The 26,525-nt window shown below is 68.4% G+C and carries 28 protein-coding genes; 11 read left to right on the top strand and 17 right to left on the bottom strand.

Annotated elements, in window-relative coordinates; all coding sequences use genetic code 11:
- The first annotated feature begins 82 nt into the window (after positions 1-82).
- Both E0H50_RS28955 and E0H50_RS28950 read left to right on the top strand, forming a co-directional pair.
- A complete protein-coding gene (locus E0H50_RS28955) occupies positions 83-1,069 on the top strand; it encodes an NAD-dependent epimerase/dehydratase family protein (RefSeq protein ID WP_131293683.1) in 987 nt (328 codons plus the stop codon).
- A gap of 1 nt (position 1,070) precedes the next feature.
- The gene (locus tag E0H50_RS28950) at positions 1,071-1,451 is read left to right on the top strand and encodes a RidA family protein (RefSeq protein ID WP_131293682.1); all 381 of its coding nucleotides are present in this window, start codon (positions 1,071-1,073) and stop codon (positions 1,449-1,451) included.
- 156 nt (positions 1,452-1,607) lie between these two features.
- On the opposite strand, the gene E0H50_RS28945 is transcribed toward E0H50_RS28950, so the two are convergent.
- Positions 1,608-2,300, bottom strand: a complete 693-nt coding sequence (locus tag E0H50_RS28945; RefSeq protein WP_131293681.1) for an N-acetylmannosamine-6-phosphate 2-epimerase — start codon at positions 2,298-2,300, stop codon at positions 1,608-1,610.
- 46 nt (positions 2,301-2,346) lie between these two features.
- Here E0H50_RS28945 and E0H50_RS28940 point away from each other — a divergent pair, with 46 nt between their 5' ends.
- The 4 genes from E0H50_RS28940 to E0H50_RS28925 all read left to right on the top strand — a co-directional run bounded on the left by E0H50_RS28940 (position 2,347) and on the right by E0H50_RS28925 (position 5,549).
- Entirely contained in the window at positions 2,347-3,114 is a 768-nt protein-coding gene (locus E0H50_RS28940) for an SDR family NAD(P)-dependent oxidoreductase (protein WP_131293680.1), read from the top strand.
- Positions 3,114-4,124, top strand: coding sequence for a Gfo/Idh/MocA family protein (locus tag E0H50_RS28935; protein ID WP_131293679.1), 1,011 nt, complete (start codon positions 3,114-3,116; stop codon positions 4,122-4,124). The genes E0H50_RS28940 and E0H50_RS28935 overlap by 1 nt, the downstream gene beginning before the upstream one ends.
- Positions 4,125-4,332: 208 nt before the next feature.
- Positions 4,333-4,638, top strand: coding sequence for a P-loop nucleotide/nucleoside kinase family protein (locus E0H50_RS28930; RefSeq protein ID WP_131293678.1), 306 nt, complete (start codon positions 4,333-4,335; stop codon positions 4,636-4,638).
- A gap of 80 nt (positions 4,639-4,718) precedes the next feature.
- Positions 4,719-5,549: an ABC transporter substrate-binding protein gene (locus tag E0H50_RS28925; protein WP_131293677.1), complete on the top strand. Its 831-nt coding sequence runs from the start codon at positions 4,719-4,721 to the stop codon at positions 5,547-5,549.
- Between the two features lie 190 nt (positions 5,550-5,739).
- Here the strand turns inward: E0H50_RS28925 and E0H50_RS28920 are convergent, their stop codons facing one another.
- Positions 5,740-6,696: an aldo/keto reductase gene (locus E0H50_RS28920; RefSeq protein ID WP_131293676.1), complete on the bottom strand. Its 957-nt coding sequence runs from the start codon at positions 6,694-6,696 to the stop codon at positions 5,740-5,742.
- Positions 6,697-6,823: 127 nt separating this feature from the next.
- Here E0H50_RS28920 and E0H50_RS28915 point away from each other — a divergent pair, with 127 nt between their 5' ends.
- From E0H50_RS28915 to E0H50_RS28905, 3 genes are read left to right on the top strand one after another with little or no spacing between them, the layout of a single operon-like run.
- The gene (locus E0H50_RS28915) at positions 6,824-7,684 is read left to right on the top strand and encodes a fumarylacetoacetate hydrolase family protein (protein ID WP_131293675.1); all 861 of its coding nucleotides are present in this window, start codon (positions 6,824-6,826) and stop codon (positions 7,682-7,684) included.
- A complete protein-coding gene (locus E0H50_RS28910; protein WP_131293674.1) occupies positions 7,681-8,457 on the top strand; it encodes an SDR family NAD(P)-dependent oxidoreductase in 777 nt (258 codons plus the stop codon). The genes E0H50_RS28915 and E0H50_RS28910 overlap by 4 nt, the downstream gene beginning before the upstream one ends.
- 11 nt (positions 8,458-8,468) lie before the next feature.
- The gene (locus E0H50_RS28905) at positions 8,469-9,161 is read left to right on the top strand and encodes a FadR/GntR family transcriptional regulator (protein WP_131293673.1); all 693 of its coding nucleotides are present in this window, start codon (positions 8,469-8,471) and stop codon (positions 9,159-9,161) included.
- On the opposite strand, the gene E0H50_RS28900 is transcribed toward E0H50_RS28905, so the two are convergent.
- From E0H50_RS28900 to E0H50_RS28860, 9 genes are read right to left on the bottom strand one after another with little or no spacing between them, the layout of a single operon-like run.
- Positions 9,148-9,915 carry an enoyl-CoA hydratase/isomerase family protein gene (locus E0H50_RS28900; protein WP_131293672.1) on the bottom strand — a complete coding sequence of 256 codons (768 nt, stop codon included), beginning with the start codon at positions 9,913-9,915 and terminating at the stop codon, positions 9,148-9,150. The two genes, E0H50_RS28905 and E0H50_RS28900, sit on opposite strands and share 14 nt — an antisense overlap.
- Positions 9,908-10,963: a type 2 periplasmic-binding domain-containing protein gene (locus E0H50_RS28895; protein WP_131293671.1), complete on the bottom strand. Its 1,056-nt coding sequence runs from the start codon at positions 10,961-10,963 to the stop codon at positions 9,908-9,910. Before E0H50_RS28895 ends, E0H50_RS28900 begins: the two co-directional genes overlap by 8 nt.
- Entirely contained in the window at positions 10,963-12,171 is a 1,209-nt protein-coding gene (locus E0H50_RS28890) for a CaiB/BaiF CoA transferase family protein (RefSeq protein WP_131293670.1), read from the bottom strand. Before E0H50_RS28890 ends, E0H50_RS28895 begins: the two co-directional genes overlap by 1 nt.
- Before the next feature lie 21 nt (positions 12,172-12,192).
- Entirely contained in the window at positions 12,193-13,311 is a 1,119-nt protein-coding gene (locus tag E0H50_RS28885; RefSeq protein ID WP_202868369.1) for an aldose 1-epimerase family protein, read from the bottom strand.
- Complete coding sequence (locus tag E0H50_RS28880) at positions 13,308-14,042, bottom strand: SDR family NAD(P)-dependent oxidoreductase (protein ID WP_131293668.1); 735 nt, start codon at positions 14,040-14,042, stop codon at positions 13,308-13,310. The genes E0H50_RS28885 and E0H50_RS28880 overlap by 4 nt, the downstream gene beginning before the upstream one ends.
- Positions 14,039-15,214, bottom strand: a complete 1,176-nt coding sequence (locus E0H50_RS28875; RefSeq protein ID WP_131293667.1) for a mandelate racemase/muconate lactonizing enzyme family protein — start codon at positions 15,212-15,214, stop codon at positions 14,039-14,041. The genes E0H50_RS28880 and E0H50_RS28875 overlap by 4 nt, the downstream gene beginning before the upstream one ends.
- Positions 15,215-15,218: 4 nt before the next feature.
- The gene (locus E0H50_RS28870) at positions 15,219-16,046 is read right to left on the bottom strand and encodes a carbohydrate ABC transporter permease (RefSeq protein ID WP_131293666.1); all 828 of its coding nucleotides are present in this window, start codon (positions 16,044-16,046) and stop codon (positions 15,219-15,221) included.
- A 3-nt stretch (positions 16,047-16,049) separates the two neighbouring features.
- On the bottom strand, positions 16,050-16,958 hold the full coding sequence (locus tag E0H50_RS28865; RefSeq protein WP_131293665.1) for a carbohydrate ABC transporter permease: 909 nt from the start codon (positions 16,956-16,958) through the stop codon (positions 16,050-16,052).
- A gap of 32 nt (positions 16,959-16,990) precedes the next feature.
- Entirely contained in the window at positions 16,991-18,310 is a 1,320-nt protein-coding gene (locus E0H50_RS28860) for an ABC transporter substrate-binding protein (RefSeq protein WP_131293664.1), read from the bottom strand.
- Between the two features lie 148 nt (positions 18,311-18,458).
- Here E0H50_RS28860 and E0H50_RS28855 point away from each other — a divergent pair, with 148 nt between their 5' ends.
- Both E0H50_RS28855 and E0H50_RS28850 read left to right on the top strand, forming a co-directional pair.
- Positions 18,459-19,223 (top strand): FadR/GntR family transcriptional regulator, encoded by a 765-nt coding sequence (locus E0H50_RS28855; protein ID WP_131293663.1) that lies wholly within the window; start codon positions 18,459-18,461, stop codon positions 19,221-19,223.
- A 113-nt stretch (positions 19,224-19,336) separates the two neighbouring features.
- A complete protein-coding gene (locus E0H50_RS28850; RefSeq protein ID WP_131293662.1) occupies positions 19,337-21,346 on the top strand; it encodes a right-handed parallel beta-helix repeat-containing protein in 2,010 nt (669 codons plus the stop codon).
- Here E0H50_RS28850 and E0H50_RS28845 read toward each other — a convergent pair.
- The 6 genes from E0H50_RS28845 to E0H50_RS44270 all read right to left on the bottom strand — a co-directional run bounded on the left by E0H50_RS28845 (position 21,318) and on the right by E0H50_RS44270 (position 26,460).
- Positions 21,318-22,103: a polyphosphate polymerase domain-containing protein gene (locus tag E0H50_RS28845; protein WP_131293661.1), complete on the bottom strand. Its 786-nt coding sequence runs from the start codon at positions 22,101-22,103 to the stop codon at positions 21,318-21,320. The two genes, E0H50_RS28850 and E0H50_RS28845, sit on opposite strands and share 29 nt — an antisense overlap.
- Entirely contained in the window at positions 22,100-22,690 is a 591-nt protein-coding gene (locus E0H50_RS28840; RefSeq protein WP_131293660.1) for a DUF4956 domain-containing protein, read from the bottom strand. The genes E0H50_RS28845 and E0H50_RS28840 overlap by 4 nt, the downstream gene beginning before the upstream one ends.
- An 80-nt stretch (positions 22,691-22,770) precedes the next feature.
- Positions 22,771-23,430, bottom strand: coding sequence for a response regulator transcription factor (locus E0H50_RS28835; RefSeq protein ID WP_131293659.1), 660 nt, complete (start codon positions 23,428-23,430; stop codon positions 22,771-22,773).
- Positions 23,427-24,851 (bottom strand): sensor histidine kinase, encoded by a 1,425-nt coding sequence (locus E0H50_RS28830; protein ID WP_238151309.1) that lies wholly within the window; start codon positions 24,849-24,851, stop codon positions 23,427-23,429. Before E0H50_RS28830 ends, E0H50_RS28835 begins: the two co-directional genes overlap by 4 nt.
- A complete protein-coding gene (locus E0H50_RS28825) occupies positions 24,817-25,110 on the bottom strand; it encodes a hypothetical protein (RefSeq protein WP_238151307.1) in 294 nt (97 codons plus the stop codon). The genes E0H50_RS28830 and E0H50_RS28825 overlap by 35 nt, the downstream gene beginning before the upstream one ends.
- Before the next feature lie 87 nt (positions 25,111-25,197).
- Positions 25,198-26,460, bottom strand: coding sequence for a chitosanase (locus E0H50_RS44270; RefSeq protein ID WP_272948529.1), 1,263 nt, complete (start codon positions 26,458-26,460; stop codon positions 25,198-25,200).
- Between the last annotated feature and the right edge of the window lie 65 nt (positions 26,461-26,525).

Below are 26,525 nucleotides of genomic sequence, written 5' to 3'. Positions count from 1 at the left end.
ATCTGCGTGAGCATCCGCCGGCTGGCCTACTCTGGACGTCGGCTTGCTCACGTCATGATCGCGACCTCGAGGAGTTGTCTGAATGACCGGCTTGCGTGTGCTCTTTCTCGGTGGGACGGGGATCATCAGCTCGGCCTCCTCGTGGCGGGCCGTTGAGGCGGGGCTCGACCTCACGGTCGTCAACCGGGGGAAGACCTCGACTCGCGCGCTGCCTCCGGAGGCGCGGGTGCTGACCGCCGACGTCGACGACGCATCGGCGTTCGCCGCGGTGGCCGGTGAGGAGTTCGACGTCGTGGTCGATTGGTTGGCGTTCACGCCTGATCAGGTGCGGGCCCGTACCGACGCGCTGCGTGGGCGGGTCGGGCAGTACGTGTTCATCAGCTCCGCGTCGGCGTACCAGACGCCACCGGCGCGGCTGCCGATCACCGAGTCGACGCCGTTGCGCAATCCGTTCTGGCAGTACTCACGGAACAAGATCGCTTGCGAGGATCTGCTCACCGGTCTGTATCGCGAGGAGGGGTATCCGGTCACGATCGTGCGGCCTTCGCATACCTACGACCGGACGCTCGTTCCGTTCGACGGCGGGTGGACGATCGTGGAACGCATGCGACGCGGTCAGCCTGTCGTCGTCCACGGCGACGGCTCCTCGCTCTGGACCCTGACCCACCACCGCGATTTCGCCCGCGGCCTGGTGCCTTTGCTCGGTCATCCCCGGACGCTCGGCGAGGCCTTCCAGATCACCTCCGACGATGTCCTCACCTGGGACCAGATCGCAAACGCACTCGCCGCCGCGGCGGGCGTCACCGCCCAGATCGTCCACGTCCCGTCGGACGCGATCGCCGCAGTCCATCCAGCGTGGGGCGCCGGCCTCCTCGGAGACAAAACCCACTCAGCAGTCTTCGACAACACCAAACTCCGCCAAGTCGTCCCCGACTATGTCGCCACCATCCCCTTCGAGACCGGCGCCCGCGAAATCATCAGTTGGCACGACGAAGACGCCTCCCGCCGACGGGTAGACACCGACATCGACAACGCCATGAACACCCTCATCGCCCGATACACAATCTGACATGGCACGCCACATCATCACGACCGCGAATGCCCCGACTTCGCCGCTCTACAGCCAGGGAGTCAAGGCCGGATCCCACGTGTTCGTCTCAGGCACCGCCGGTATCGACCCGAGCACCGGCAGCCTCGTCGAAAGCACCATCCAGGCTCAGACACGGCAGGCACTGACGAACTGCGAGGCGATCCTCCACGCCGCCGGCGCCAGCCTGGACGACGTCATCGAGGTGGGCGTGCTCCTCGCAAACCCCACCGACTTCACCGGTCTGAACGAGGAATACGCGCGCTGGTTCCCCTCCGAGCCGCCCACGCGGTACGTCGCCAAACTGGGCCCTGAGCTACCCGGGCTACTCGTCTCAATCCGCATGACAGCCTTCACCGAATAACACCGCCCCCGGCACCTCTGCCCGAGCGCAAGGTCGGGGATCGCGGGCCCTTGAACACGTTATTGCGTGCCTCCATCCACCAGTTCCTGTCCACTCCCACCAGAAGCTGTCTCACGGCACCGCGATTCGCCCACCCACGCCTCACGAGAGCCGGGACTACTTCTTTCGCGGAGCGTGGTGGGTGAGTTGTCCTGCGAAGGTTCGGGTGATGCGGGTGGGGTGGGTGATGGCGCTCCCGACGACGACGGCGTACGCGCCGGCGTTCAGGCAAGCCAGGGCGTCGTCGGGGTTGCGGATGCGTCCTTCGGCGATGACCGGGACAGTCAGCTGTGCGACGAGTTCCTTGAGTAGGTCGAGGTCGGGGCCTCGGGTGATGGGACGCTCACCGGTGTAGCCGGCCAGCGTGGTTCCGATGCAGTCGGCGCCTGCCGCGACGCTGTAGAGCGCATCGTCCAGACTGCCGCAGTCGGCCATCACCAGGGCGCCTGCTGCGTGGACGGCGGCCACGGTCGCAGCCAGCGGTTGTCCATCGGGCCGGTCGCGGCGGGTGCCGTCCACGGCCACGATGTCCGCGCCGGCGGTGACACAGTCCAGCGCATCCGTGACCGTAGGCGTGATGAAGACGCCGTCGGCTCCGCGTTTGACCAATCCGATCAGGCAAACGTCGACGAGCGGACGAATAGCCTCCAGATCCTCGATCCCCTGAGCCCGGACACCACCCGCGCCACCAGCGACGACGGATTGCGCGACAGCGGCCATGATGGCTGGGGACCGCATCGGCTCACCGGGATAGGCCTGGCACGACACAACAAGCCGCCCCTCGATCGAGACGAGTCGCGAGTCGATCATCCGCTCATCCTCCCATCACAGAACGCGCCCCTATGGAAAGGACGCCATGAACGCCATGCAGAAGTTCTCCCTCGAGGGCAAGGTCGCTCTGGTCACCGGTGGTAGCCGGGGGCTTGGACGCGCGATGGCCGAGGCGCTCGGCGACGCCGGTGCGGCGGTGGCTGTGTCGGCGCGCACGCTCGCCTCGGCAGAAGCCGCCGCGACCGAACTGCGCGACCTCGGCATTCGCGCGTACGGCGTACAACTCGAGGTGTCCGATGTCGAGGACGTCGAACGTGCGGTCGAGCAGGTGAGTACCGAGTTCGGAGAGATCGACGTGTTGCTCAACAACGCCGGCATCGGTGTCGCCGGCCGGGCGTTCGAGACGCCCGACGACGCCTGGCACGACGTGTTCTCCGTCAACGTCGACGGCGTCTGGTACTGCAGTCGTGCGGTCGGACGCCGGATGGCGCAGCGCGGCGGCGGCACCATCGTCAACGTCGGTTCGATGTCGGCAGAGATCGTCAACCAGCCCCGCTGGCAGGCGTCGTACCTGTCGTCCAAGGCCGCGGTCCATCAACTGACCAAGGCGCTGGCGGCCGAGTGGGCGCCGCACGGGATCCGCGTGAACGCGATGGCGCCGGGCTATTTCCTGACGGAGATGTCACCCGTCGACCAGCCGGAGTTCAAGCAGTGGTGTGTCGATCCCGCCGCCATGAAGCGCTACGGACTGCCGCCGGAGCTCGGGCCGGTGGCGATCTTCCTCGCGAGCGAGGCGTCCAGTTTCATGACCGGCTCTGTCGTCAAGGTCGACGGCGGCTTCACACTGTTCTGATGGTCACCATAGGCATTGTCGGCGCCGGGTTGCGCGGGAGGCTGTTCGCCGAGGCTCTCGAGGGACAGCCGGACGTCACTGTCGTCGGGCTCGCGGAGCCGTCGGTCAAGGTGGCCGAGGAGGCCAGGGCCGCCACGGGTCTACCTGTCACCGCGTCGCACGCCGAGTTGCTCGGGGCCTTCGATCCGGATGCCGTGATCGTGGCGACCCCCGACTTCGCCCATCGCCAGATCGCCGTCGATGTGGCCGAAGCCGGTAAGCACCTGCTGATCGAGAAGCCGGTCGCCACTACCGTGGACGACGCCCGCGCCATAGCCGCCGCGGTCCACCGCGCAGGCGTTCGATGCCTCGTCGGCTTCGAGAACCGCTGGAACCCGCATGTCGTCCAGGCCAAGGCGGCGATCGCGAACCTCGGCAGGCCGATCACGGCGTCGGCCACCCTCAGCAACTCCTTCTTCGTGCCGACCACCATGCTGTCGTGGGCGGCTCAGTCGTCGCCGGCCTGGTTCCTCCTGCCGCATACCCTCGACCTGGTCCTCTGGCTCACCGGCCGGAAGCCCGAGTCGGTCAGCGCGGTGGGATCTCGCGGTGTCCTTGCTGAGCGCGGCATCGACACCTGGGACGTGGTGCACGCCCTGGTCACCTTCGACGACGGATCGACCGCGACACTCTCCTCGGCGTGGACGCTCCCGGACGCCGGGGACGGCATCGTCGACTTCCGGTTCCAGGTGATCGGCACCGGAGGGTCGGTGACAGCGGATCTGTCGCATCAGGGCCTCACGGTGGTGAGCGACAAGCACCGGTCGGTGTGGCCGGTCTCCGGCCGGATCGGGCGATCACAGGTCGGCCCGGCCGTGTGGATGGTGCAGGACTTCGCGGCCGGACTCGTCGACGGCGGCGATCTCGGGCCGGGCATCGACCACGGCGTACTCGTCACCCAGATCATCTGCGCGATCGAAGACTCGATCAGCACCGGCCAGACCGTGCACCTGTCCGCTCCGACTGGTTAGGACACCCTGGATAAACTGGATTCATATGATCTTTTGGGTGGGCGGGCCCGCGGGAGCGGGTAAGACGACGGTCAGTCGGTTGCTGGCGCGGAAGTATGGGTTTGTTCGGTACAGCGTGGATGCGCATGCGCGGGATCATGAGGCGCGGGCGGCCGCGGCGGGCCTTCATGTGTTGGGGAGCGGACCCGGGGATTTCGACCGGCGGCCGATGATCATCGAGGACATCCAGGCGCTACCCGGGGACACGTCGGTCGTTGTCGAAGGCGCCTTTGTCACTCCGGTGATGGCCGGGGTTGGCGAGAACGCCGTGTGGCTGATGCCTTCGCGCGACGAGCAGCTTGCGCGGCTGGAGCGTCGGAACCCCGGCGGCGATCACAAAGGTCTGGTCTGGGGGTGGGAGTTGGTGCGCAGCCAGCTCGACGGGTCCGGCGCACGGGTGATCGTGGTTGACGGTCAGAGTGTCGAGCAGACCGTCGAGGCGGTCGAGCAGGCGTTCGGCTGGGTGGCGCCCTGACACGCTGTCCCGATGCGGCCGGCGGGGAGACGAATGATGATGGTCCCTGCGTGTCTACTCGACGGGAGGAATGTGCCGGCATGGAATCCAGTGGTTGGTCGTTCGAGGACGATCGGCAGCAGCACGTCGCACTGGCGGGTCGTCCGGCGCGGGTGCTTGCGTACGCTCAGGCGGCGCAGACGTTGGGGCAGCTCGGCGTACCGGTCGTGGGGTACTTCGGCTCTCAGCACCACGCCGACAGCGGAACGGCGGCAGGGCTCGACCTTCCTTGCGTGGGAGCCGGTGACGGCATCGACCTCGACCTGGTCAAGTCCCTCCGTCCCGACCTCGTCGTGGGTGTCACGTATGCGGGTGAGGTGTACGGCGTTACGCCCGCCGTCGCCGACCAACTCGAAGGCATCGCGCCAAGCCTGCGGATCGGCATCGCCGGCGACCGGACGCTCCCATCCGTCATCGGTCGCTTCCACGAGCTGGCGAGCGCGCTGACCTCGACAGACCTCCCGGACTCCGAAGCTGACCTGACATCGGCGCTCGACGCACTCGGTGAGAAACCGTCGGTGCAGGTGGTTGCACTGTCGGGTGGCACCGAAACCGACGCCTACGTGGCGAACCCGGCCTACTGGCCGAGCCTGCACCTCCTCGCCGACGCAGGCGTGCAGTTCACGCCGACCACCACCGCAGGCGGGTGGGAGGTGGTGAAGTGGACCGAGCTCGCCGCGAAGCACCCTGCCGACCTCGTGCTGTACGACCAGCGCCCGAACTCGCTGGGCGCCGACCGCCTGGCCAACATCCCCGGGTGGTCCGAGGTCCCAGGTGTGCGCACCGGCAAGGTCCTGCCCTGGAACCCCGAACCACCGCTGACGTTCACCACCGCCGCCGCGTTCGTCACGACCGTCGCCGAACACCACTAGCGTCCGTCTCCATACCCCGTCGTCGCCCCAGGGCAATCCACCACCGGTCGAGCAGACGAGGACAAAGTTGCACGGAGCGACCATTTCTATCCCCACCACGACAGCTCACCCCACACCTCCACCCCGCCGGCGCCTGCAGCGAGCTGCCGGTTATCCCGGGCTCTGCTGACTGCTGGCAGCAGGTCCAGCCTTAGGTCTGGGTTAAGGGAATGAGGTTGAGGGCGGCGAGGTCTTGCCAGAGGGCCGGTGGGATCGGGCTGTTGAGGTGGGCCAGGTTCTGGTGGAGTTGATCGGGAGCCGCGGCGCCTGCGACGACTGAGATGACGCGTGGATCGAGCAGCGGGTATTGCAGTGCGGCGGCGGGAAGGGCAACTCCGTGGCCGGCGCACACCTTGTCGATCTCGAGCGCACGAGCGAAGACCTCGTCGGGCACGGCCTCGTAGTCGTACCTCGCATCGCGGCTCGGCGTCGAAGCGAGCAGCCCACTGTTGAACACCGCCGCCGCCACGATCCGTACGCCGTACTCGTCACACGCCTCCACCAGCTCCGGTACGGCGCTCTGGTCCAGCAGCGTGTAGCGATTCGCCACCATCAGTACGTCGGCCAGCCCGGTGCGGACTGTCGTCAGCTGAGCATCGATGCCGAGCGAACCCGTACCGATCGCAGCCACGATCCCCTCGTCACGCAACTCGGCAAGTGCTTCCAAGGCCGACTCCGTCGCGCCAGGGACCCCGGACAATTCCGGGTCGTGCACGTAGAGGATGTCGACCCGATTCAGCCCCAACCGCGTGAGTGACTCCTCGACCGACGCCCGTACGCCGGCGGCCGAGTAGTCGAGGACTCGCTGCAGGCGGGCGGGGACGACGAACCCGCCGGCCTCCATCGCCGCGCCGTCCCACGACGGATCCTCCCGCAGCAGGCGGCCGACCTTCGTGGACAGGACGTACTCGTCGCGCGGCTTCGTCGCGAGGAAGCGGCCGACCCGTTGCTCGGACAGTCCGAGCCCGTAGTGCGGCGCGGTGTCGAAGTGCCGGACGCCGGCGTTCCAGGCCGCGTCGAGGATCGCGTCGGCCTCCGCCTCGGAGTACTGCCGGAAAAGGTTGCCGAGCGGCGCGCACCCGAGACCGAACCGCGGAACGTCGATCACATCTGCTCCCCAGCGTTCTGAACCGTGGACAGCACGCTAGACATCATATGTTTCACCTGTCAATGTGAAACGAAGCCGCGAATTGTCCGGTCATGCATGGTGAAAGATACGATCTGGAGGTCCTACGATGAAGTTCGCCCGCTTGGGTCCTGTCGGTGCGGAAGCGCCCGTCGTCGTCACCGAGGACGGGGTCCGCAGCCTCGCCGGGATCACCGCGGACCTCGACGCCGGGTTCTGGGAGTCCGGCGGGCCGGCCCGCGTCGCGACCGCTCTGGCCGCCGGTGAGCTACCGCTCGTCGAGGACGCGGACGACCTGCGGATCGGTGCGCCGATCGCCCGGCCGGGCGCGATCGTGTGCATCGGTATGAACTACGCCGCGCACGCCGCCGAGTCGGGCGCCGAGCCGCCGTCGTCGCCGGTCATCTTCTTCAAGGCGCCGAACACGCTGGCCGGCCCGAACGACCCCGTGACCATCCCCAAGGGCAGCACGAAGACGGACTGGGAGGTCGAGCTCGGGGTCGTGATCGGCAAGCGCGCGTCGTACCTCGACTCCCCCGCGGACAGCCTGGAGCACGTGGCCGGTTTCGTGGTGGCGAACGACCTGTCCGAGCGCGCGTTCCAGATCGAGCAGTCCGGCGGCCAGTGGAGCAAGGGCAAGATCGCGGCCGGCTTCAGCCCGGTCGGTCCCTGGCTGGTCACCCCTGACGAGGTCGAGCACCAGAAGCTCACCCTGCGCAGCTTCGTCAACGGCGAGTCGCGGCAGGACTCCAGCACCGCCGACCAGATCTTCGACGTCGCCACCGTCATCCATCACCTGAGCCAGTACATGGTGCTCGACCCGGGCGACCTGATCATGACCGGAACGCCGGAGGGTGTGGCGTTGTCCGGGCGGTTCCCGTACCTGCGGCCCGGTGACGTCGTCGAGGTGGAGATCGACGGATTGGGCCGGCAGCGTCAGGAGTACGTCGCGTTCGAGGCCGGTCGATGAGCGGCGGGGAGTTCGACGGGCTGGTCGCGATCGTCACCGGAGGCGGTTCGGGGATCGGCGCGGCGATCGCCCGCGAACTCACCGCGCGGGGCGCGCGCGTCGCGGCGTTCGACCTCGAACCCGCCGGTGTCCCGGACGGCGTGCTCGGTATCAAGGCCGACGTGACGGACGACGCCGGCGTACGGGCGGCGGTCCAGCAGGTCGCCGACACGTTCGGCCGGATCGACGTGGTGGTCAACAACGCGGGCATCGGCGCACAGGGCACGATCGAGGACAACCCGGACGACCAGTGGCACCGCGTCTTCGACGTCAACGTGATGGGCGCGGTCCGGGTCAGCCGGGCCGCCCTCGCGCACCTGCGCGAGTCGCCGGCCGCCGCGATCGTCAACGTCGCCTCGGTCGCCGCGACCACCGGCATCCCCCAGCGAGCGCTCTACTCCACCACCAAAGGCGCGGTGCAGTCGCTGACGCAGGCGATGGCCGCCGACCATCTCCGCGAAGGCATCCGGGTCAACTGCGTCAACCCCGGTACGGCGGCGACACCGTGGGTGCAGCGTCTGCTCGACGCGGCCCCCGATCCCGCCGCCGAGCGGGCCGCCCTCGACGCCCGTCAGCCGCACGGACGGTTGGTCTCCGCCGAAGAGGTGGCGCTCGCCGTCGTCTACCTGGCCGGCCCGTCGTCCGGCTCGACCGCGGGGACGGCACTCGCCGTCGACGGCGGCATGGCTACGCTGCGACTCCGCCCCAAGGACCCCGCGGGCGCCAAGGACTGAGAAGGAAACGCATGGCTCTGACCGATGTCGCGATCGAGAAGATCAAGGCGATGATTCTCGACGGCCGCCTCAAGCCCGGCGACAAGCTGCCCCGCGAGGCGGATCTCGCGGAGCAGCTCGGTATCTCGCGGAGCCCGCTGCGCGAGGCGGTCAGCGTGCTCTCGATGCTGCGGATCCTCGACGTCCGACGCGGCGACGGGACCTATGTCACGAGCCTGACGCCCAACCTGCTGCTGGAGACGATGAGCTTCATCATCGACTTCCACCAGGACTCCAGCATCCTCGATCTGTTCGAGGTACGCCGGGCACTCGAGCCGATGGCCGCGGAGAAGGCGGCCCTCCTGATGAGCGCCGACGACGTGGCGGAACTGCTCGCCCTGACCGAGGCTGTCGACGCGGACAGCCCGGTCGGCGAGGTCGTGGCGAACGATCTCGAGTTCCATCACCGGATCGCGACGGCGGCCGGGAACCCGGTGCTCTGCTCGTTCGCCGACAGTGTCGCCGGGCGGACGCAGCAGGCGCGGATCTGGCGCGGGGTCACGCAAGAGGACTCCTTCGAGCAGACGCAACGCGAGCACCGCGCGATCGCCCTCGCAATCGGCGACCACCAGCCCAGCGTCGCCGCCGCCCTGTCCCTGTCCCACGTCGCCGGCATCGAAAACTGGATCCGCCGCAACCTAGGACCGGGCACTATGACCGCGTGAAGCGCGGAACCCGCTTCTCTGCGAAGGCTGCTCGGCCCTCGGCCGCGTCGTTCGTCGCGAAACAGACCGTCTGCAGATCACGCTCGTACGCGACCGCCTGGTCGAGCGGCAGGTTGAGCGCGGCCGCCACGTTCGCCTTGGCGGTCTCGACAGCGATCGGAGCCCGCGACGCGATCGTGCCGGCCAGCTCCAGCGCACGCGGCAGCAACGCATCCGGCTCCACCACCTCGCTGACCAGCCCCCAGCTCAAGGCACGCAAGGCATCGATCGGATCGCCCGTCATCAGCATCAGCGCGGCGTTCCCCGGCCCGATGCTGTGAGTCAGCAGCGCAGACATACCGCCACCACCGATCCATCCCAGCTTCACCTCCGCAGCCGCGAAACTCGCGGTCGTCGACGCGAGCCGGATATCGCAGATCAGTGCAGTCTCCAGCCCTCCGCCGAGCGCGAACCCGTTGACCGCGGCAACCACCGGCTTCCGCAGCACCTTGAGCGAGTCGCAGTAGTCCGCCCGGTTCCGGAACGCCCACGGCGTCGGGTACTTGTCGAGCTCCCGGATATCCGATCCCGCGCTGAACGCCCGCCCGGCCCCGGTCAGTACGACGGCCCGCACCTCGTCGGACTCGTTGCAGTGCCGAGCCAACTCGACCAGCGCATCCGACATCTCCGCCGTGACGGCGTTGAGCTTCGCCGGCCGATTGAGCGTGATGACGCCGACCTGTCCCCGCTGCTCGAACAGCACCTCGTCACTCATCGTCGATTCCCTTCCACAACATAGCGATCCGATCCAGGCCCGCACTGGTCGAGACGGCACCGTCCACGACCTCGCGGACCACCTCACTCGCCGCGGTCTGGAAGCCGATGTAGCCGGCACGCCTCGGCCGGACCCAGGCTGACGTGATCGTCGGCAGCGTCCGGCGATAGAAGTTCCCGACCGGTTGGTTGACCTGCTCCGACGTCCACGCGCTCAAGCGGGCGGGCTGTCCGGCGTGTTCCGGGATGAAGGACTCCTGGGCAGTTGCTGAAAGCAACCACTGGAGATGGTCGAAGAGCTCCGGCGAGGTCTCGCACCGTTTGGTGATCGCCAGCCCTGTTCCGCCGATCGTCGAACCCGGACGGGATCCCAGCCACTCCGACGGCGCATCGGTGAACGTCACGACGGGCGCATAGTTCACGTAGCCGTAGACCAACGGGCAGTGCGCGACGGTGTCGTCCGACACCATGTCGTCCAGCAGGCCGATCGGATCGAGCGACAGCGAATGCCGCGGAGCGCGAGAGGTCAGGTCCGACATCACGTCGAGCGCCCGACGGCCGGTCGCGGACGGCATGAACGAGTCAGGTTCCTCCCCGAGCGCAACGCAGATCGACAGGTAGGTGAGCAGCGCGTGTGGCCCCGCGAGCGACACCGTCACCGGCGCCCGATACGACAGCGCGATCACCTCGGACCACAGCTGTGGTGTCTCGCCGGCCAGGTCCACGCGGGTCGCGGCCACCTGCGTGGCGGCGTCGAGCGGCAGCGCCCACAGGTGCCCGTTCATCCGGTACGACGCGACGCTCGGCCCGACGAATTCGCCGTACAGGAGTTCGTCGACCGGTTGCAGGTGCCGCACCGCGTCCCCGAGGTGCGGGTGGTCGAGCACGATCACGTCGTACTTCTCGGCGAGCTGTTCGATCGGCGTGGACTCGAAGCCGCTCAGTGGGTGCACGTCCCAGGTCAGGTCGATCCCGCGATGGCGCGATGCCTCGACCAGCGCGTCCCGTCCGCGCGGATGGTCCCAGGTCAGTCCTCGGTAGCGCGGCATCACGGCACCGGATCCGGCAGCGGGGTCTCGGCGACGACGCCCGACGTCAGCAGGCCGTCGATCTCGTCCGCGCCGAACCCGGCCTCCGCCAGCACCTCCCGGCTGTGTTCCCCGACGAGGGGCGCACCGCGCTCGACCGTCGCGGGCGTCTTCTCGAAGCCGTACGGAAAGCCCGGTGTCTTGACGCGTCCCTCGGTGGGATGGTCGTACTCGACGAACGTGCCGTTGTGGCGGATCTGCGGATCGTTGACGAGTTGTTCGTAGTCGTAGACCGGCCCGCACCAGATCCCGGCCGCGGTCAGCTCCGCGAGCCACTCGTCGGTGGTCCGCCGGAGCAGACGCTCGGCGGTCAGCCGGAAGATCTCGTCGCGATGCGTCCAGCCGTGCACCTCGGAATCCATCGCGAGGAAGGTGTCCTCGCCGATCACCCGGCCGAGCGTCGGCAGATCCGGCATCGCCAGCGCGAGGAATCCGTCGGCGGTCTTGAAGGTCCCGTACGGCGCCCTGATGTACACGTGCGCGTGCGGCTCGGAACCCCTGTGCTGCGGCACGTTTCCGGCAGTGAAGACCGACAGCTCCTGCATCTGCAGGGTCGTGATCGCGTCGAGCATGTTCACCGTCACCAGCTGTCCCTGACCGGTGCGCTCCCGATGCAGCAACGCGGCGAGCGCCGCCTCGAACGCGGTCGACGCGGTCACCGCGTCGACGAGGTACTGCCCGGCCGGCTGCGGCGGTTCGCCGTGCCGTCCGGTCGACAGCATCGCGCCGGACTTTGCCTGCAGCAACAAGTCCTGCCCGGGCAGGTTCCGGTGCGGCCCGTCCTCGCCGTACCCGGACATCGACACGTAGACCAGACGCGGGTTGACGGCCGACAGGGTCGGGTAGTCGACGCCGAGCCGTTCCGCGACGCCCGGCCGGTAGTTCTGCAGGAACACGTCGGCGGTCTCGACCAGGCGCCGGAGAACACGTTTTCCTTCCGTTGCCTTGAGGTCGACGGCCAGCGAGCGCTTGTTGCGGTTCAGGGACAGGAACGACACGTTGATCGCGTTGCCCTTCGCGCCGCCGGCCGCGGCGTGGCGTTGCCATTCACCGGTCACCGGCTCGACCTTGACGACATCGGCGCCGAGGTCGCCGAGGCGCTGGGCCGCGAAGGGACCAGCCATCGCGATCGAGCAGTCGAGCACGCGGTACCCGTCGAGAATGCTCACAGTGTGGGTCTCCTGAGGTCGTCAGTCGGGCTGGCCGGCGACGCGGCGGATCGCGTCCCGGGCAGCGGTGGTGGCCTCGGCGCCGTCGAGCACCCGGATCGTCGTGCTGTACGCGCGCGACTCGCCGTGCTCCAGCCAGGTCATCGTGCCGTCCTCGCGCGCCGCGGCGTTCCCGGTGACGTGGTGGGTCGACGGTTCGAGGCCGACGGCGTACTGGCCGCTGCGGAGGTTCTGCCATTCGAAGAAGCACGGCATCGCGGCCGCGTCCCAGGTCACCTCCACGCCGAGCGTGCTGTCGCCACGGATCAGCGCGACCCGATGCCGGCCGTCGGGGTCCGGAACCAGGCGGTGCTCGTACACCTGCTCCACGAACCCGGGCTTCGGGTCGGGCTGCACGCGGTACGAAACGCCTTGCTCGGCGACGGAATCGCTGCGCCAGGTCGTCTCGGCGATCGGGGCGACGAACTCGGTACCGGCGTCGATCACCGGCCAGCCGAAGTTCAGGTGATACAGGAACATGTGCGGCGTGCGTTCGTACCCGAGGTTGTCCACGACGTCGGACAGCCGGATCTCGAGACCGTCGAAATCGACCTCGACCGTTCGGGTCAGCCGCAGGTGTTCGCCGAACGACGTCGCCTGCACGACCTCGCCCCGCACCCGCAGCGTGCACCGGTCGCCGTCCCAGACCTCGCCGGCCTCTAGCAACCGGCCCGGAATCGCGGCCAGCCGGCCGTGCAGACCGTGCGCCACGGACTGCTTCGGCGGATAGCGGTAGTGACCGGCGTCGACCTCGGCGCCGAACAGCGTGTGGTCGAGACCACCGGACACCAGCAAACCATCGAGCGCCCGCAGCCAGGACAGACCGCCCTCGTCGTTGTTCTCGTGCAGCCCCGGATGCCGAAACCCGTTCCCCGACCGCCACCCGAACGGCACCCCGCGAAACCGCGCCGCCCCCAGATCGAGCGCACGATCCACGAGAACCTCGACCTCAAGCCCCGCCGCACTCCGCAGCTGCACCGCACGCACACCCCGCTCGACACCGTTGCTCAGGACAACTTCTCGCACCCCGGCGACACTCGCCAGATCACCGGTCCGCTCCCGCAGCGCCGCAACGGACAACTCGTCTCCGAAGATGTTCACTCCATCACCCATCCGCCATTGACGTTGAGGGTCTGCCCGGTGACGAAGGAGGCGTCGGGGCCGACCAGGAAGGAGACCACTGAGGCGATCTCGGCCGGTGTGCCGCGGCGTTTGATCGACTGGTGGTCGAGGACGAAGGCGTTGTAGGCCTCGGGATTCTCGTGGATCGTCTCCGCCTTCGTCGGGAAGGCGCCGGGTGACACCGCGTTCACGCGGATGCCGTCCGGGCCGAGTTCGCGGGCGAGCGCCCGGGTGAGTGCGACCGCGGCGCCCTTCGTGCTGACGTAGCTGGCCAGCTTCTCCCAGCCGCCGTGCCAGGTGATCGAAGCGACGTTGACGATCGAACCCGCTCGCCGCGCGCGCATCGAGCGGGCGGCGGCCTGGGCCGCGACGAAGTACGCGCGCTGGTTCACCGCGACGACGTCGTCGTACTCGTCCAGCGAGATGTCGAGCAGCGGTGTCGCGGGATAGATCGCGGCGTTGTTCACCAGTACGTCGAGCGCACCCAAGGACTCGGCCTCGGCGAGCGTCCGCACGAGGGCCGCCGCGTCGCGCAGGTCGATCGGGAAGACGCCGTACCTCGCCCCCGCTGCCTTCAACTCAGCCGCTGACTCGTCCAGTCCGTCACCCGGTAGGTCGAGCAGCGCGACGCCGTACCCGTCCTGAGCCAGCCGGAGCGCGATCGCCCGGCCGAGAGAACCACCGGCGCCGGTCACAACAGCGGACTTCATTCCTGCGTCTCCCATCGTCCGGAGCGGATCGCGGGTTTGCCGACCAGCCGGCGCCCGGCGCGATCCGGGCGTACGTGCGGTCCCGCGTCGTCGTCCCAGCTGCCCGCTTCGCCGAGCCGCGCGACGGCGTCCTCGTCGAGGGTGTAGCCGAGGCCGGGTGATTCGCCGAGCACGAGGTGGCCGTCGGTGATCTCCTGGTCCGCGCCGATCCCGACCGGCGGCGCGAGGTCCTGGATCTCGATCGACAGATGGTTCGGTACGACGGCGGCCGCATGACCGAGCGGGTTGGCGTCGTACCCCACCGGGCTGATCGGGAGGTCGAACGCGTGCGCCAGCGCGGACACCCGGAGGAAGTGCGTGATCCCCCAGACGCTGCCGGTCTGGACGATGTCCACGGCGTTCGCGGCCACCAGCGGGCGGAACTGTTCGAGTCCCGTCAGGTTCTCACCGGTCGCGACCGCCGCCTTCACCGCACGCGTAACCATCCCGAGCCCGTCGACGTCCCAGCGCCGTACCGGCTCCTCGACCCACGCGAGGTCGACATGCTCCTCGATCCGCCGGATGTGCCGGACCGCTTCCTTGCGCGACCACGACTCGTTCGCGTCGAGCATCAGCGCGGGCGTCTGCCCGGTCTCGTCGCGGTACAGCTCACTCAGTACATCGAGGCGGCGCAGATCCGCGGCCACGTCGAGCCCGCCCTTCAGCTTCGCCGCCTGCAGACCACGCTCGGCGAACTGCTTGTGCAGCCTGACCAGTTCGTCGTCGGCCAGTGGGCCGTCGAGGCCGGACGCGTACGCCGGTACGACGTGATCGCGGGCGCCGAGGAGCCGCCACAACGGCTGCTCGACCGCCTTCGCCTTGAGGTCCCACAACGCCATGTCGAGTGCGCCGATCGCACCGAAGACCGCACCGGCATGCCCGCGCTTGAACACCCAGGCGAGCATCCGGTCGTACAGCGCCACCACCGCGCGCGGGTCCTGGCCGTCCAGCGCGGGGAACAGCGTGTCGATACCCTCGTGCGAGCCGAGCCCGATCCCTTCGAGGCCGACATCGGTGGTGAGTACGACGACCGGCACCGAGGTCTTGCCCGACCCGACCACCCCGTTCGCGTCACCGATCGGTCTGCCCCAGTCGTGCACCGTGGTGAGGGTGCGATATCCCGTGATGCGCATCTGGCTATCCCTTGGTCGAGCCGGCGGTGACGCCGTCGGTGATCTGGCGCTGGAAGAACAGGTAGATCGCGATCACGGGCAGGGCCGCGACGAGCACTCCGCCGGCGAAGAGCGGGATGTTGTCGGAGTACTGACCGCGCAGCGCGGTGACCCCGACCATCAGCGTGCGGTGCTGCTCGGACTGCATCACCAGCAGCGAGATCAGGACGTCGTTCCAGCAGAACAAGGCGTTCAGGATGCCGACCGAGAGCAGGGCCGGACGTCCGAGCGGCAGCATGATCCGCCGGTACACGCCGAGCGTCGTACTGCCGTCGACCCGCGCCGCCTCGACGATCTCGGCCGGAATGCGCGAGTAGAAACTCGTCATCAGGAAGATCGTGAACGGCAGGAACTGACCGGTGTACGCGAGGATCAGCCCCACGTGCGTGTCGAGCAGGTGGATCTGGCCGAGCACCCGGAAGAACGGCACCATGATCACCTGGAACGGGATCATCAACGCGCCCAGGCAGACCAGGAACAGCCACCGGCGGCCGCGGAACGTGAGCTGGCTGAACGCGTACCCGGCCATCGAGCCGAGCAGCAGCAACAGTGCGACCGAGCCCGCGGTGACCAGCACCGAGTTGAAGGTGTAGCGACCGAGACCGGAGGAGTTCCAGGCGTCGGCGATGTTCGCCGCGGTCAGGTGATCGGCCAGCGAGAACCGGTCCAGGACGTACTCGCGGCGCGACTTCATCGCGACGTTCAGCGTGAACACCATCGGATAGATCGTGGCCAGCGCCAGCAGGCACATCGGGATCGCGACGACCCAGCGGCCGAATCCGCTCCTCCGCATCGCTCACACCTCCTTGGTGGCGCGCTTGATCAGCCGGATCTGCGCGAGCCCGACCAGCAGCATCAGCACGAACAGCACCATCGACGCGGCCGACGCCAGCGCCGGGCTGTTCATCTGCCCCTGCGTGACCCAGATGTAGAACTCCGGCAGGTACGTCGCACCGCCCGGCCCGCCCGCGGTCATCACGTAGACCAGCCCGAACATCCCGGTCAGCATGCCGATCATCGTGGTGACGAAGACGAACTGGATCGTCCGGCTGAGCTCCGGGATCACCACGTGCCAGACGGTCTGCGGCAGCGTCGCGCCGTCGCAGCGCGCGGCGTCGAGCAACGACTGGTCCAGGGTCGAGAAGCCGGCCATGAAGATCACCAGCGCCATCCCGAACGTCGCCCAGACATGCACGCCGATCACCGACAGGATCGCGATGTGCGAGTTGCCCAGCCAGTCGACCGGCGCGATCCCGGCCTTACCGAGCAACTGGTTCAGCGGACCGTCGAACGACAGCAGGATGTTGAAGATCGCGCCGATGATCACCGGCGACAGCACCACCGGGAAGAAGTACACGCTGCGGTAGAACCGATGGCCGGGAACCTTCAGGAACAGGAACGTGGCCAGCAGCCCTGGTACGGCCACCGCGACCGGCAGCGCCAGGAACAACAGGCCGACGTTCCTGAGCGCGGTCCGGAAGACCGGATCGTCCAGCAGGGTCCGGTAGTTGGCCAGGCCAACGAACAGGCCGTTGCGGTCGCCGTCCCCGGTGAGCGAGTACTGCGCACCGAGGACGAGCGGGACGATCCGCAACCCGACGATGATCAGCAGCGCCGGCGTCACCAGCACCAGCGCCGCGATCTTGTGCTCGCTGAGGTGCCACCGGCGAGCTGCCGTCGTACGGCGGGCTGCGGGTACTGCCATGCTCTGCTCTCCGGACCCTGCGACTTGTTGGGTCACTTGTCCGACGCCGCCAACTGGGTCAACACCTGGTCGACCGTCACATCACCGCTGATCAGTTGCTGGGAGAGCCGGTGCATGAGGTCGAGCGTCTTCGCCGACAGCGCGGTGTGCAGCAGCGGCTTGCTGTCCGGCAGCCAGGACACGATCTCGCCGGCAGCCTTCACGTCGACCGACTTGGTGTCCACCGTCTTGTCCGCCGCGATCGCGCCGGCCTTCTCGAAGAACGACTTCTCCGCGTCCGTACTCGCCAGGCTCTTCACCAGGTCGACCGCGAGCGCCGGGTCCTTCGTCCACTTCATCACGCCGTACCCGATGCCGCCCTCCGCGGGCAGGAAGGTCGAGGTGACCTGTCCCGGGTTCGACACCGGCGGCTTGTAGACGCCGAGATCCGGGCCGAGGAACTCGTCGAACGACTTCCAGTGCGCGGTGTCGGAGATCAGCCCGATCACGTTGCCGCCCTTGCCGCCGGAGAACATCGTGAACTGGTCCATGAACATGGCGGTCGAGTTGACGCCCTTGTTGTACCAACCCTCGTCGTTCGTCTTCTTCCACAGGTCGAAGATCTGCTTGACCTCGGGCGACTTCCAGTCCCGCTTGCCGGCCAGCCACGCGTCGTACTGCGCCTGGCCGAACACGCCGGGGCCGAAGCCGGACAGGAAGAACTCGATGCCGAGGCCTTCCTTGTTGCCGAGGTTGAAGCAGGCGTTGCCGGACTTCTTGATCGCCGCGCAGGCGGTCTGCAGTTCGGCCAGGGTCTTCGGCGGCTTCTCCGGGTCGAGGCCGGCCTTCCTGTAGACAGCCTTGTTGTAGTAGAAGGGGAAGCCTTGCAGCGTGACCGGTACGGCGTACGTCGCGTTGTCCTTGCGGAACGCGTCCCAGCCGACCAGCCGGTCCTTCAGGTCACCGACCTTGTCGTCCAGCGGCAGCAAGGACGTGGCGCGATCCCGCATCTGGGCGCCGCCGTTGAACATCGAGATGTCCGGGCCCTTGCCGGCCTGGATCGCCGTACCGAGCAGTGTGTAGTACTGGTCGTAGGGCTGCGCGACGAACTCGACCTGGACACCCGGGTGCTTGGCCTCGAAGTCCGCCTTGGCCTTCGCGTAGTACTCCTTGGTGGTCGCGTCGCCGGAGTGCCAGTCCCAGACGACGAGCTTGCCGCCGCCGGCACTCGCCCCACTGCCGGACTGGGTCTGCGAGGCTGCGGCACCGCAGGCGGCGGACACGAGTGCCAACGCCGGCACGAGCGCGGCCGCGAACCAGCCGCGCCGCGAGCCGCGGATCCCGCGGGTGGTCGAACCTGAGGCGGTCGGCATGACGCGCCCTCCTTCTGTCGAGTTCCTCGAGCTCTTCAGCTCGGTTTGATGTTAGTTGTCTGTTGTCTGTTGTCAAGAGTTTGTTGACTGCTGAAGGATGGGCGAGAATCCGGTGACAGACATCGGTGCAGAGAACTCGGGAGGCATCATGGCGTCGGACCCCGGACAGGCTCCCGGACAGGCCACCGTTCGACTCGCTCCAGCGGCGGCCGCGCAACGTCCGGCGCGACTGGCCGACCTCGTGGTCGAGTCGATCCTCGACGGCGTGGTGTCCGGCGCGATCCAGCCGAACGCCGTACTCCCGCCGGAATCCGCCCTGTCCGAGCAGTTCCAGGTCAGCCGGATCACGGTCCGCGAGGCGGTCAAGCTGCTCGAGGCCAAGGGCCTGGTCGAGGTCCGCCGCGGGATCGGCGCCGTGGTGAAGGACGACTCGAACTGGAACCTGCTGGACTCCGCCGTCCTCGCGGCCGCGGTCCGCAACGACGCGAACCTGGGCATCCTCGACGAGCTGGTCGGCGTCCGGGTCGCGCTCGAGTCCAACCTGGCCGGGCTGGCCGCGACGCAGGCGACCGACGAGGACCGCGCGGCGATCGAGGCGATCTTCCACCGGCTCGAGGCCGACACGGCACGGCCCGAGGTCTTCATCGGGACCGACGTCGAGTTCCACGACCGGATCATGGCGGCCTCCGGGAACCGGCTGGCCCGGTCGATCGTGAGCACCGTGCACAGCCAGGCGCGGACCAGCATGCGCTACCAGGGCCACCCGAGTGTCGACGACGTTCGGACGACGAACGGCGAGCACCGGATCGTGCTGGAACGGATCCTGGACCGCGACCCCGCCGGCGCCGCCGAGGCGATGACCAACCACATCAACGCCGCCTGGCAGCGCCGCCGGCCACTCCCACGCACCTAGGCCGAATCCGGACCGGCGGTCCCGGTTCTCGAGATCAGCTGTTGCCCGATCCCGGGGTCGCTTCTACAGTGCCGCTGACAGATGTCAGACAACAGACGACATAGGAGTCAAGCATGACCCGACCTCGTCCGCTCCGAGTGATCGCCGCCTCGTGCGCGCTGATCCTCGCCGCCGCCCTCTCCGCCGCACCCGCCCAAGCCGCCCCACGGCCGACCAGCGTCATCCTGGTCTCCCCCGACGGCAAGAAGCCCAAGGACCTGCACGCCGACCAGGTCGTCCGCACTGTCGACGCCGCCCAGGCCCTGGCCCGGGCGAAGAACGCCACCGCCGACGTCCGCGTGCTGCTGACCGGCGGCACCTACGAACTGAAGAAACCGCTGCGCTTCGAGTCCCGCGACGGCGGCCGCAACGGCCACACCGTCACCTGGCAGAGCGTTCCCGGTCAGCACGCCGTACTGTCCGGCGGCGCGAAGGTGACGGGCTGGACGCTGACCGACCCGGCAAAGAACATCTGGTCCGCCGACGTCCCGGTCGGCAGCCGGTCGCGCCAGCTGTACGTCGACGGGCAGCTCGCGGAGCGCACCCAGCTCCTGCTCGCGGAGTCGAAGAAGACCCGCGACCACCTGGTCTTCAGCCGGCGCGGCCTGACGGTCAACGATCCGGCGCTGGCCGAACGCATCGCCGGGCTGTCGAACCCCGGCGAGCTCGAAATCGAGGAGCTGGGTTCGTTCACGGACCGCTACTCCCCTGTCCAGACGGTCGACGGCAGCACCCTGGTGATGGAGCAGCCGGCCTGGGACAACAACAACTTCGGGTACGACACCCTCAAGTCGCCGTACAACCGCGGTGCGGTCTACCTGAACAACGCGTACGAGCTGATCTCCGGCCCGAACCAGTGGTACCTCGACTCCGCGAAGGGCAAGGTCTTCTACCGGCCGGCCGACGGGCAGTCGATGGCGGCGGCCGACGTCCGGCTGCCGCGGCTGGAGTCGCTGGTGCAGGTCAGCGGCAGCTACCGCGACCCCGTCCAGAACCTTGCCTTCAGCAACCTCACGTTCGCGCACACCACCTGGAACTTCCCGAGCGGTCCGCAGGGGTACGTCGACCAGCAGAGCGGCGCGCACATCGTCGGGGAGTACGCCAAGCCGGCCGACTTCCTGACCAGCTGCCAGGACGGCTGTCCCGAGTTCGAGAAGACCCGCAACGAATGGCACCAGATCCCGGCCGCCGTCCAGGTCTCCGCCGCGGAACACGTCACGTTCGACGGCAACAGCTTCGAGCAACTCGGGTCGGTCGGGCTCGGCCTCGGCATGGACCCGAACGCGCACGCGTCCGGCGTCGGGTACGGCGCCGCCGAGATCGATGTCCGCGGCAACAGCTTCACCAACAGCGCCGCGTCGGCGATCGTGGCCGGGGGCGTGCAGCCCGACGCGCACCACCCGCGGGACCCGCGGATGACGAACCACGACGTACGCATCGTCGACAACACGATCAAGGGCGTCTCGAAGAACTACCGGGACAACGCCGGCATCCTGTCGACGTACGTCACCCGCGCGACGATCACCCACAACACCCTCACCGACCTGCCGTACGACGGTGTCGACATCGGCTGGGGATGGGGGATCAACGACCCGGGCGGCAACAAGTACTACCTCGAGGCCGGGCTCTACAACTACCAGCCGATCTACCGGACGCCGACGACGTTCCGGGAGAACTACGTCGCCTACAACCTGATCCACGACACCAAGCAGGCGATGCACGACGGCGGCAGCATCTACACGTTGTCGTCGAGCCCCGGCACCGTGATCGAGCGCAACTACGTGTACGACAGCCGGACCACGTTCGGCGCCCTCATCGACCAGGGAACGCGGTACGTCGTGATGCGCGACAACGTGTTCCTCGGGAGCAGCCGCTGGGTCTACGTCAACGCCGACGCCGATGACCCGGACACCTTCAACACCAAGGACAACCTGGTCACCGGCAACTGGTGGGACATCGGCCCGGCCCGCAACCCCGAAGGCCCCGGTTTCAACAACCAGCTGATCGACAACGTCCAGATCACCGACGGCGTCTTCCCCCCGGAGGCACAGAAGGTCATGACCGAAGCAGGCGCCCGCCGCTGAAGTGGTGGACGGTTCGGTGCCAGGGGTTTGAGCGGAGGGTCGGGTTGAGGAGTGCCGCGGCTACGCAGTACTTGCTGACCTGGATCGGGCGGACTCGGAGGTCGCGCAGTACGGCGTCCGCGGCACCGGTGCGGCCGCTGGTCTTGCTTTCGACGAGGACGGCGTCGGGGAGGACGTCGAGCGCGCTGGTCGCGTCGGCGAAGCGCAGGTCGATGTCGCAGGTCAGGCGCTCGTGCGCGGTCGGGTCGGTGAGCGTGCTCCTGCGGTACGTCGTGACCAGCGCGGGCCGCAGTCCGTCCACGGGCCCCACGCCGTACGCCGTCCTGAGTTGTTCGGCGAGGAAGTCGCGGGCGGGTTCGGTCAACCGCCCGCGATCCGCGGCGGCGTACGGCAGTCGTGACTTGATCGTCTCGGAGCGATTGCCCTTCAGCTTCACCTCGAAGCTGCACTCGCCGCTGTCCAGGTAGGTTCGCGTGCGGACCTTGTACCGGTAGCGCCGGCGCTGGAGGTGCTGCCGGTACAGCCCGAGCGACGGCGTGTCGAAGTACACGGATTCGTACTGAAAACTCCGCTGCCCGTCGATCTCCAGTACGGCGAACCGGTCGCGGAGCCGGCTCACCAGCTCGACGAAGACCCCGATCGGCACCAGATACTTGCGATCCACCCGAACCTGCAGCGCCGCCTCCGCCAGCACCTCCGCCAACGAGATCGGCTGCATCTCGGCCAGCACGCCGGTCACCGCGGCCCGTGTCCTCACGACGCGTACCGCTGGAACGGACGGACGGCGGCCGGTGCGTCCGGCAGGATCCGGTAGCGCACGTCGACGACGGTCGTGTCGGTGACCAGATCCAGATCGAGTACGACGAAGTACCGGACGTCGGCGCGCAGCAGCCGCCCGAGCGCCGGACCGACGTCACGGACATCCGGATACGCCTGGTCGAGAACGACCCGCTGCCGCCGCGACCGCAGCGTGAGCCGCGGGTGGTCGACGACGTACATCAGGGCGACCAGCAGGAAGCTCAGCGCGGGCGCGACCCAGAACGGACCGGGATGCAGGCCGTTGACGAGGCCGAGGGCCAGCGAGATGAAGTAATACGCCACCTCTTCCTGGGTGATCGAGTCCGAGCGGAGCCGGATGATCGACAGGATCCCGAACAACCCCAGCCCGAGGCCCACCCCGGCGCCGCTGCCGGCCAGCATCGCGGTGACCGCGAGCACGCCGGCGTTCAGCGCGACGTACGCGAGCAGCAGGTCGCGGCGGTGGTAGCGGCGGAAGTACGTGCCGTAGGCAAGCAGACCGATGGCGAGCAGATCGGCGGGTATCGCGAGTCCCAGACCGGACATGGTTTCCTCCAGGTGGCTGATGTTGCTACCACCTTTCCGGCCGTGGGTGAGACCTCGCTGAGGCGATCGTGAGAGAGCTCTCACGGAAGCAGGCGATACCCCATCCCGCGCACCGTCTGGATCCGCTCGGCGCCGAGTTTGCGGCGCAGGTACCGGATGTAGACGTCGACAACGTTCGAGCCCGGGTCGAAGTCGAAGCCCCAGACCTGTGAGAGCAGCTGTTCGCGGGACAACACCTGGTCGGGATGACGGCAGAACACCTCCGCGAGCAGGAACTCCCGCGCGGTGAGGTCGATCGACGCGCCGTCGACGAACGCACGACGCGTCCGCAGGTCCAGGCTGAGCTCGCCGACCTGCAGGATATTCGCGTCCGGCGTCCCTTCGCTGCGCAACCGGAGCCGGACCCGCGCCAGCAGTTCCTCGAACGCGAACGGTTTCGCGATGTAGTCGTCCGCACCGCCCTCCAGCCCGGCGACCGTGTCCCGGACACTGTCGCGCGCGGTCAGGATCACCACCGGCAGCGTGACCCTTGCCTCCCGCAACCGTCGCAGCACCGTGAACCCGTCCACCCGCGGCAGCCCGATGTCCAGGATCAGCAGATCATAGTTGCCGGTAGCACCTTCCTGGTACGCCGTCTCGCCGTCGCCGACCACCGTCGTCACGAACCCGTTGCTGCGCAGGCCGCGCTCGACGAACGAGGCGATCCGCTCCTCGTCCTCGGCGATCAGAATCCGGTTCATTCCGCCTCCACTCCGCGCGGTAACGTCAACTCGAACCTCGCGCCCGGCCCGGCCGCCAGCCGGACGTCACCACCGTGCGCCCGGGCGATCGACCGGACGATCGCCAGCCCCAACCCGGCGCCTTCGGTACGGCGTTGCGCCGTACCGCGGGCGAACCGCTCGAAGATGCGCTCGCGATCCTCCGGCGGAACCCCCGGCCCGGAGTCGGCCACCCACAGCAGCACGCTCCCGTCGGCGTCGACGTACGACCCGACCTCGATCCGGTCGTCCGTCTTCGTGTGCCGGACCGCGTTGGACACCAGCTGCATCAGGGTCTGCGTGAGCCGCTGCCCGTCGGCGACGATCGTCGCGTCCGCAGTCGCCGCGACCCGCCAGGCCCGCTCGGCCAGCGGTCGCGCCTTCGCCACCACCTCGACGACGAGTTCGGTCAGATTGACCTCGCCGAGTTCGAGGAACCCGGGCCGGTCGCTCTTCGCCAGCACCAGCAGGTCGTCGACCATCCGGTTCATCCGGGCCAGCTCGTCCAGCACCAGCGCCTTCGTCTCGGCGCGGTCCCGCGGGTCGTCGCCCATCAGTTCCAGGTGCCCGCGAATCACCGTGATCGGCGTCCGCAGCTCGTGGCCGGCGTTGTCGACGAACTCGCGCTGCGCGACGAACGCGTCCTCGAGCCGGTCCAGCATCGTGTTGAACGTCCGCGCCAGATGCGCGACATCGTCGTTGCCCACGACATCGATCCGGCGCCGCAGGTCGGTCTCGCTGATCCGTTCGGCCGTCGTCCGGAGCTGCCGGATCGGGGCCAGCACCCGGCCGGTGACCAGCCAGCTGGCGCCGGCCGCCAGCACCAGCGTGAGCGCGGCGATGATCACCAGCGCGCGGGCCGCGTCCATCGACGGCTGTGCGATCAGGTCCCGGAACTCGAGCACGACGAGCTGCGCCCGGACCGGCTGCGCCCCGATCCGTACCGGTAGTACGCCGTACCGGACGCGGCCCGCGGTGCTGTCGATCCAGCCGTACGCCGGTTCCTTCGCGCCGGCGAGGTGCCGTACGAAGGCCGTGTCGGTGTCGAGGCGGGCGGGCGGACTGCCCTGGCTGCGGTGGTACGGATTGCCGTTGACGATGGTGAAGAGCGCCTCGGAATCGTCCGGCAGATTGCTCTGCAGCCAGCGGTCCAGCAGGTCCTCCGGGCGCTGGAAGGACGCGGCGGCGGGTGAGGCCGCGAAGGCGCGGAACTTGTTCGCCTCATGGGTGAGTTCTTCGTCCGCGGAGTCGTCGGCGCGGGCCGCGAGCACCTGCCAGGTGAGGAAGACCAGAGCGCCCAGGGCGAGGGTGAGGACGCCGAACATCCAGCCGATGATCCGCACCCGGGCGCTGACCACCGGGCGGCGGTCAGCCATCGTCGTCCGGGTCGTCCACACCGTCATCGTCGTCGTCCACCCCGGCCGTCCGGGCCGGCGGCGGCGCGACCGGGGACGCACCGGTGGCCGTCGGTCTCGGTGTCGGCGTGGTGGTCGGTGTCGGCGTCGATGACGGCGTGCTGGGCGCCGTACTCGAAGGTGCCGGGACGACGACCGTGTCGCCGAGCTCCGGCGCGGACCGGCCGGCCAGGTACCGGGGCAGGACGAACCCGGCCACCACCAGCACGCCGGCGACGACCCCGTAGATCACGCGTGGAGACCGCATCCTCAAAGCCTGCGATCCCTCCCGGAGAACCGCATGAGCGGAACATTACAGACTTCTCATGTTCCACGGGGTCGCCGCCGGCCAGGGCTAGGCGGTCTTGCCGAAGGCTTCTAGTTCGTAGAGGGAGTAGCCGTACGTCGTGCCGCGCGCGGTGCCGTAGACGCGCAGGTACCGGCCCTGGCCGTTGAGGTTCGACCACTCGTCGGTGCCGCCGTTGCCTGCCGTCTCGGTGGCGAGGTTCGTCCAGGTGGAGCCGTCGGCGGAGATCTCGACCCGGTAGGCCTTCGCGTACGCGGCCTCCCAGGTCAGCTTGACCTTCGCAACGGTTGCTCCCGCTCCGAGATCGACCCGGATCCACTGCGGATCGGAGCCTTCGGCGCTCGCCCAGCGGGTGGACGCGTCGCCGTCGACGGCGCGGTCGGCAGTCAGCGTCGAGTCCTCCGTCGAGGACGAGGTGGTCGGCCGGTGCTGCGAGATCAGCACGCCGGCGGGGTCCGGTCCGGGATCGGTGCCGGGGTCCGGGTCGGTGTCGATGCGGAACGGCTCTCCGTACACCGCCCAGGCCAGCGGGGTGTTCAGATCCAGGTTGCCGTTGTCGAGGAAGACCCGTTGCGCGGTGTCGACCCGACTGGTGTCCTCGTGCGCCGCCTCCTTCTTCATCTCGACAACGCGTGCGTCCAGGAACGCGTTCAGGTACTCCGTCTCGTCGCCACCGTCGGCCGGAGTGGCGGCATGGTTCCTCGCGTCGGCGCGGATGCTGTCGAGTCCGCCCTCGCCGTGCATGACGATGGCGTCGTAGTAGGCGAACTGGCCCAGCGTCCGCAGGCCGTCCTGCTTGGCCTGCGTGACCGCCGGGTTGAAGTAGACCCGGTCGCGCTCGTGTTCCTGCGCGGCCTGGAACTCCGTCGTGGTGGCCGCCTGCTTCCAGGCGTCGGTGAAGCCGGGGTCGAGCCCCTCGTGCGAGTCGCTGCCGTCGACCTCACGGAGCGCCGGAAGGTACTCCGCGAGCGGGTTGTCCGGAACCTGATCGGTGTAGTACTCGACCAGTTCGAGCATGTCGTGCGTCCCCGAGCAGAAGCCGATGATGCCGGCCGTGTAGCCGCGGCCGTCGCCGATGTCCTCGATGTAGCCGAACTGGTCCCGCCAGTTCAGCGACGAGTTCTCCGCGGAGGAAACGATCTGCTGGGCGATTTCCTTCTTCACCGGATCGTCCAGGTCCGCAGCCTCGGCCGCGTGACCGACACCGAGGAACACGGTTGCCGGTACGGCGGCCAACGCCAGGGCTGTCACGAGCCGTCCAACGACCCGCCAGGGCGGGGCGGACGCCGGCTTCAGCGAATGCGTACGCATGCTCTTCTCCTTCTTCCGGGTGGGGCGGTGCCCAGGCAGGGAGGGTGCGCTCGACTGTTAGTAAA

The organism is Kribbella sindirgiensis (genome assembly GCF_004331435.1).
Classification (GTDB): Bacteria; Actinomycetota; Actinomycetes; order Propionibacteriales; family Kribbellaceae; genus Kribbella; species Kribbella sindirgiensis.
The sequence above is the reverse complement of the archived record's forward strand: the minus strand, read 5'-3'. Positions and strand labels throughout refer to the sequence as shown.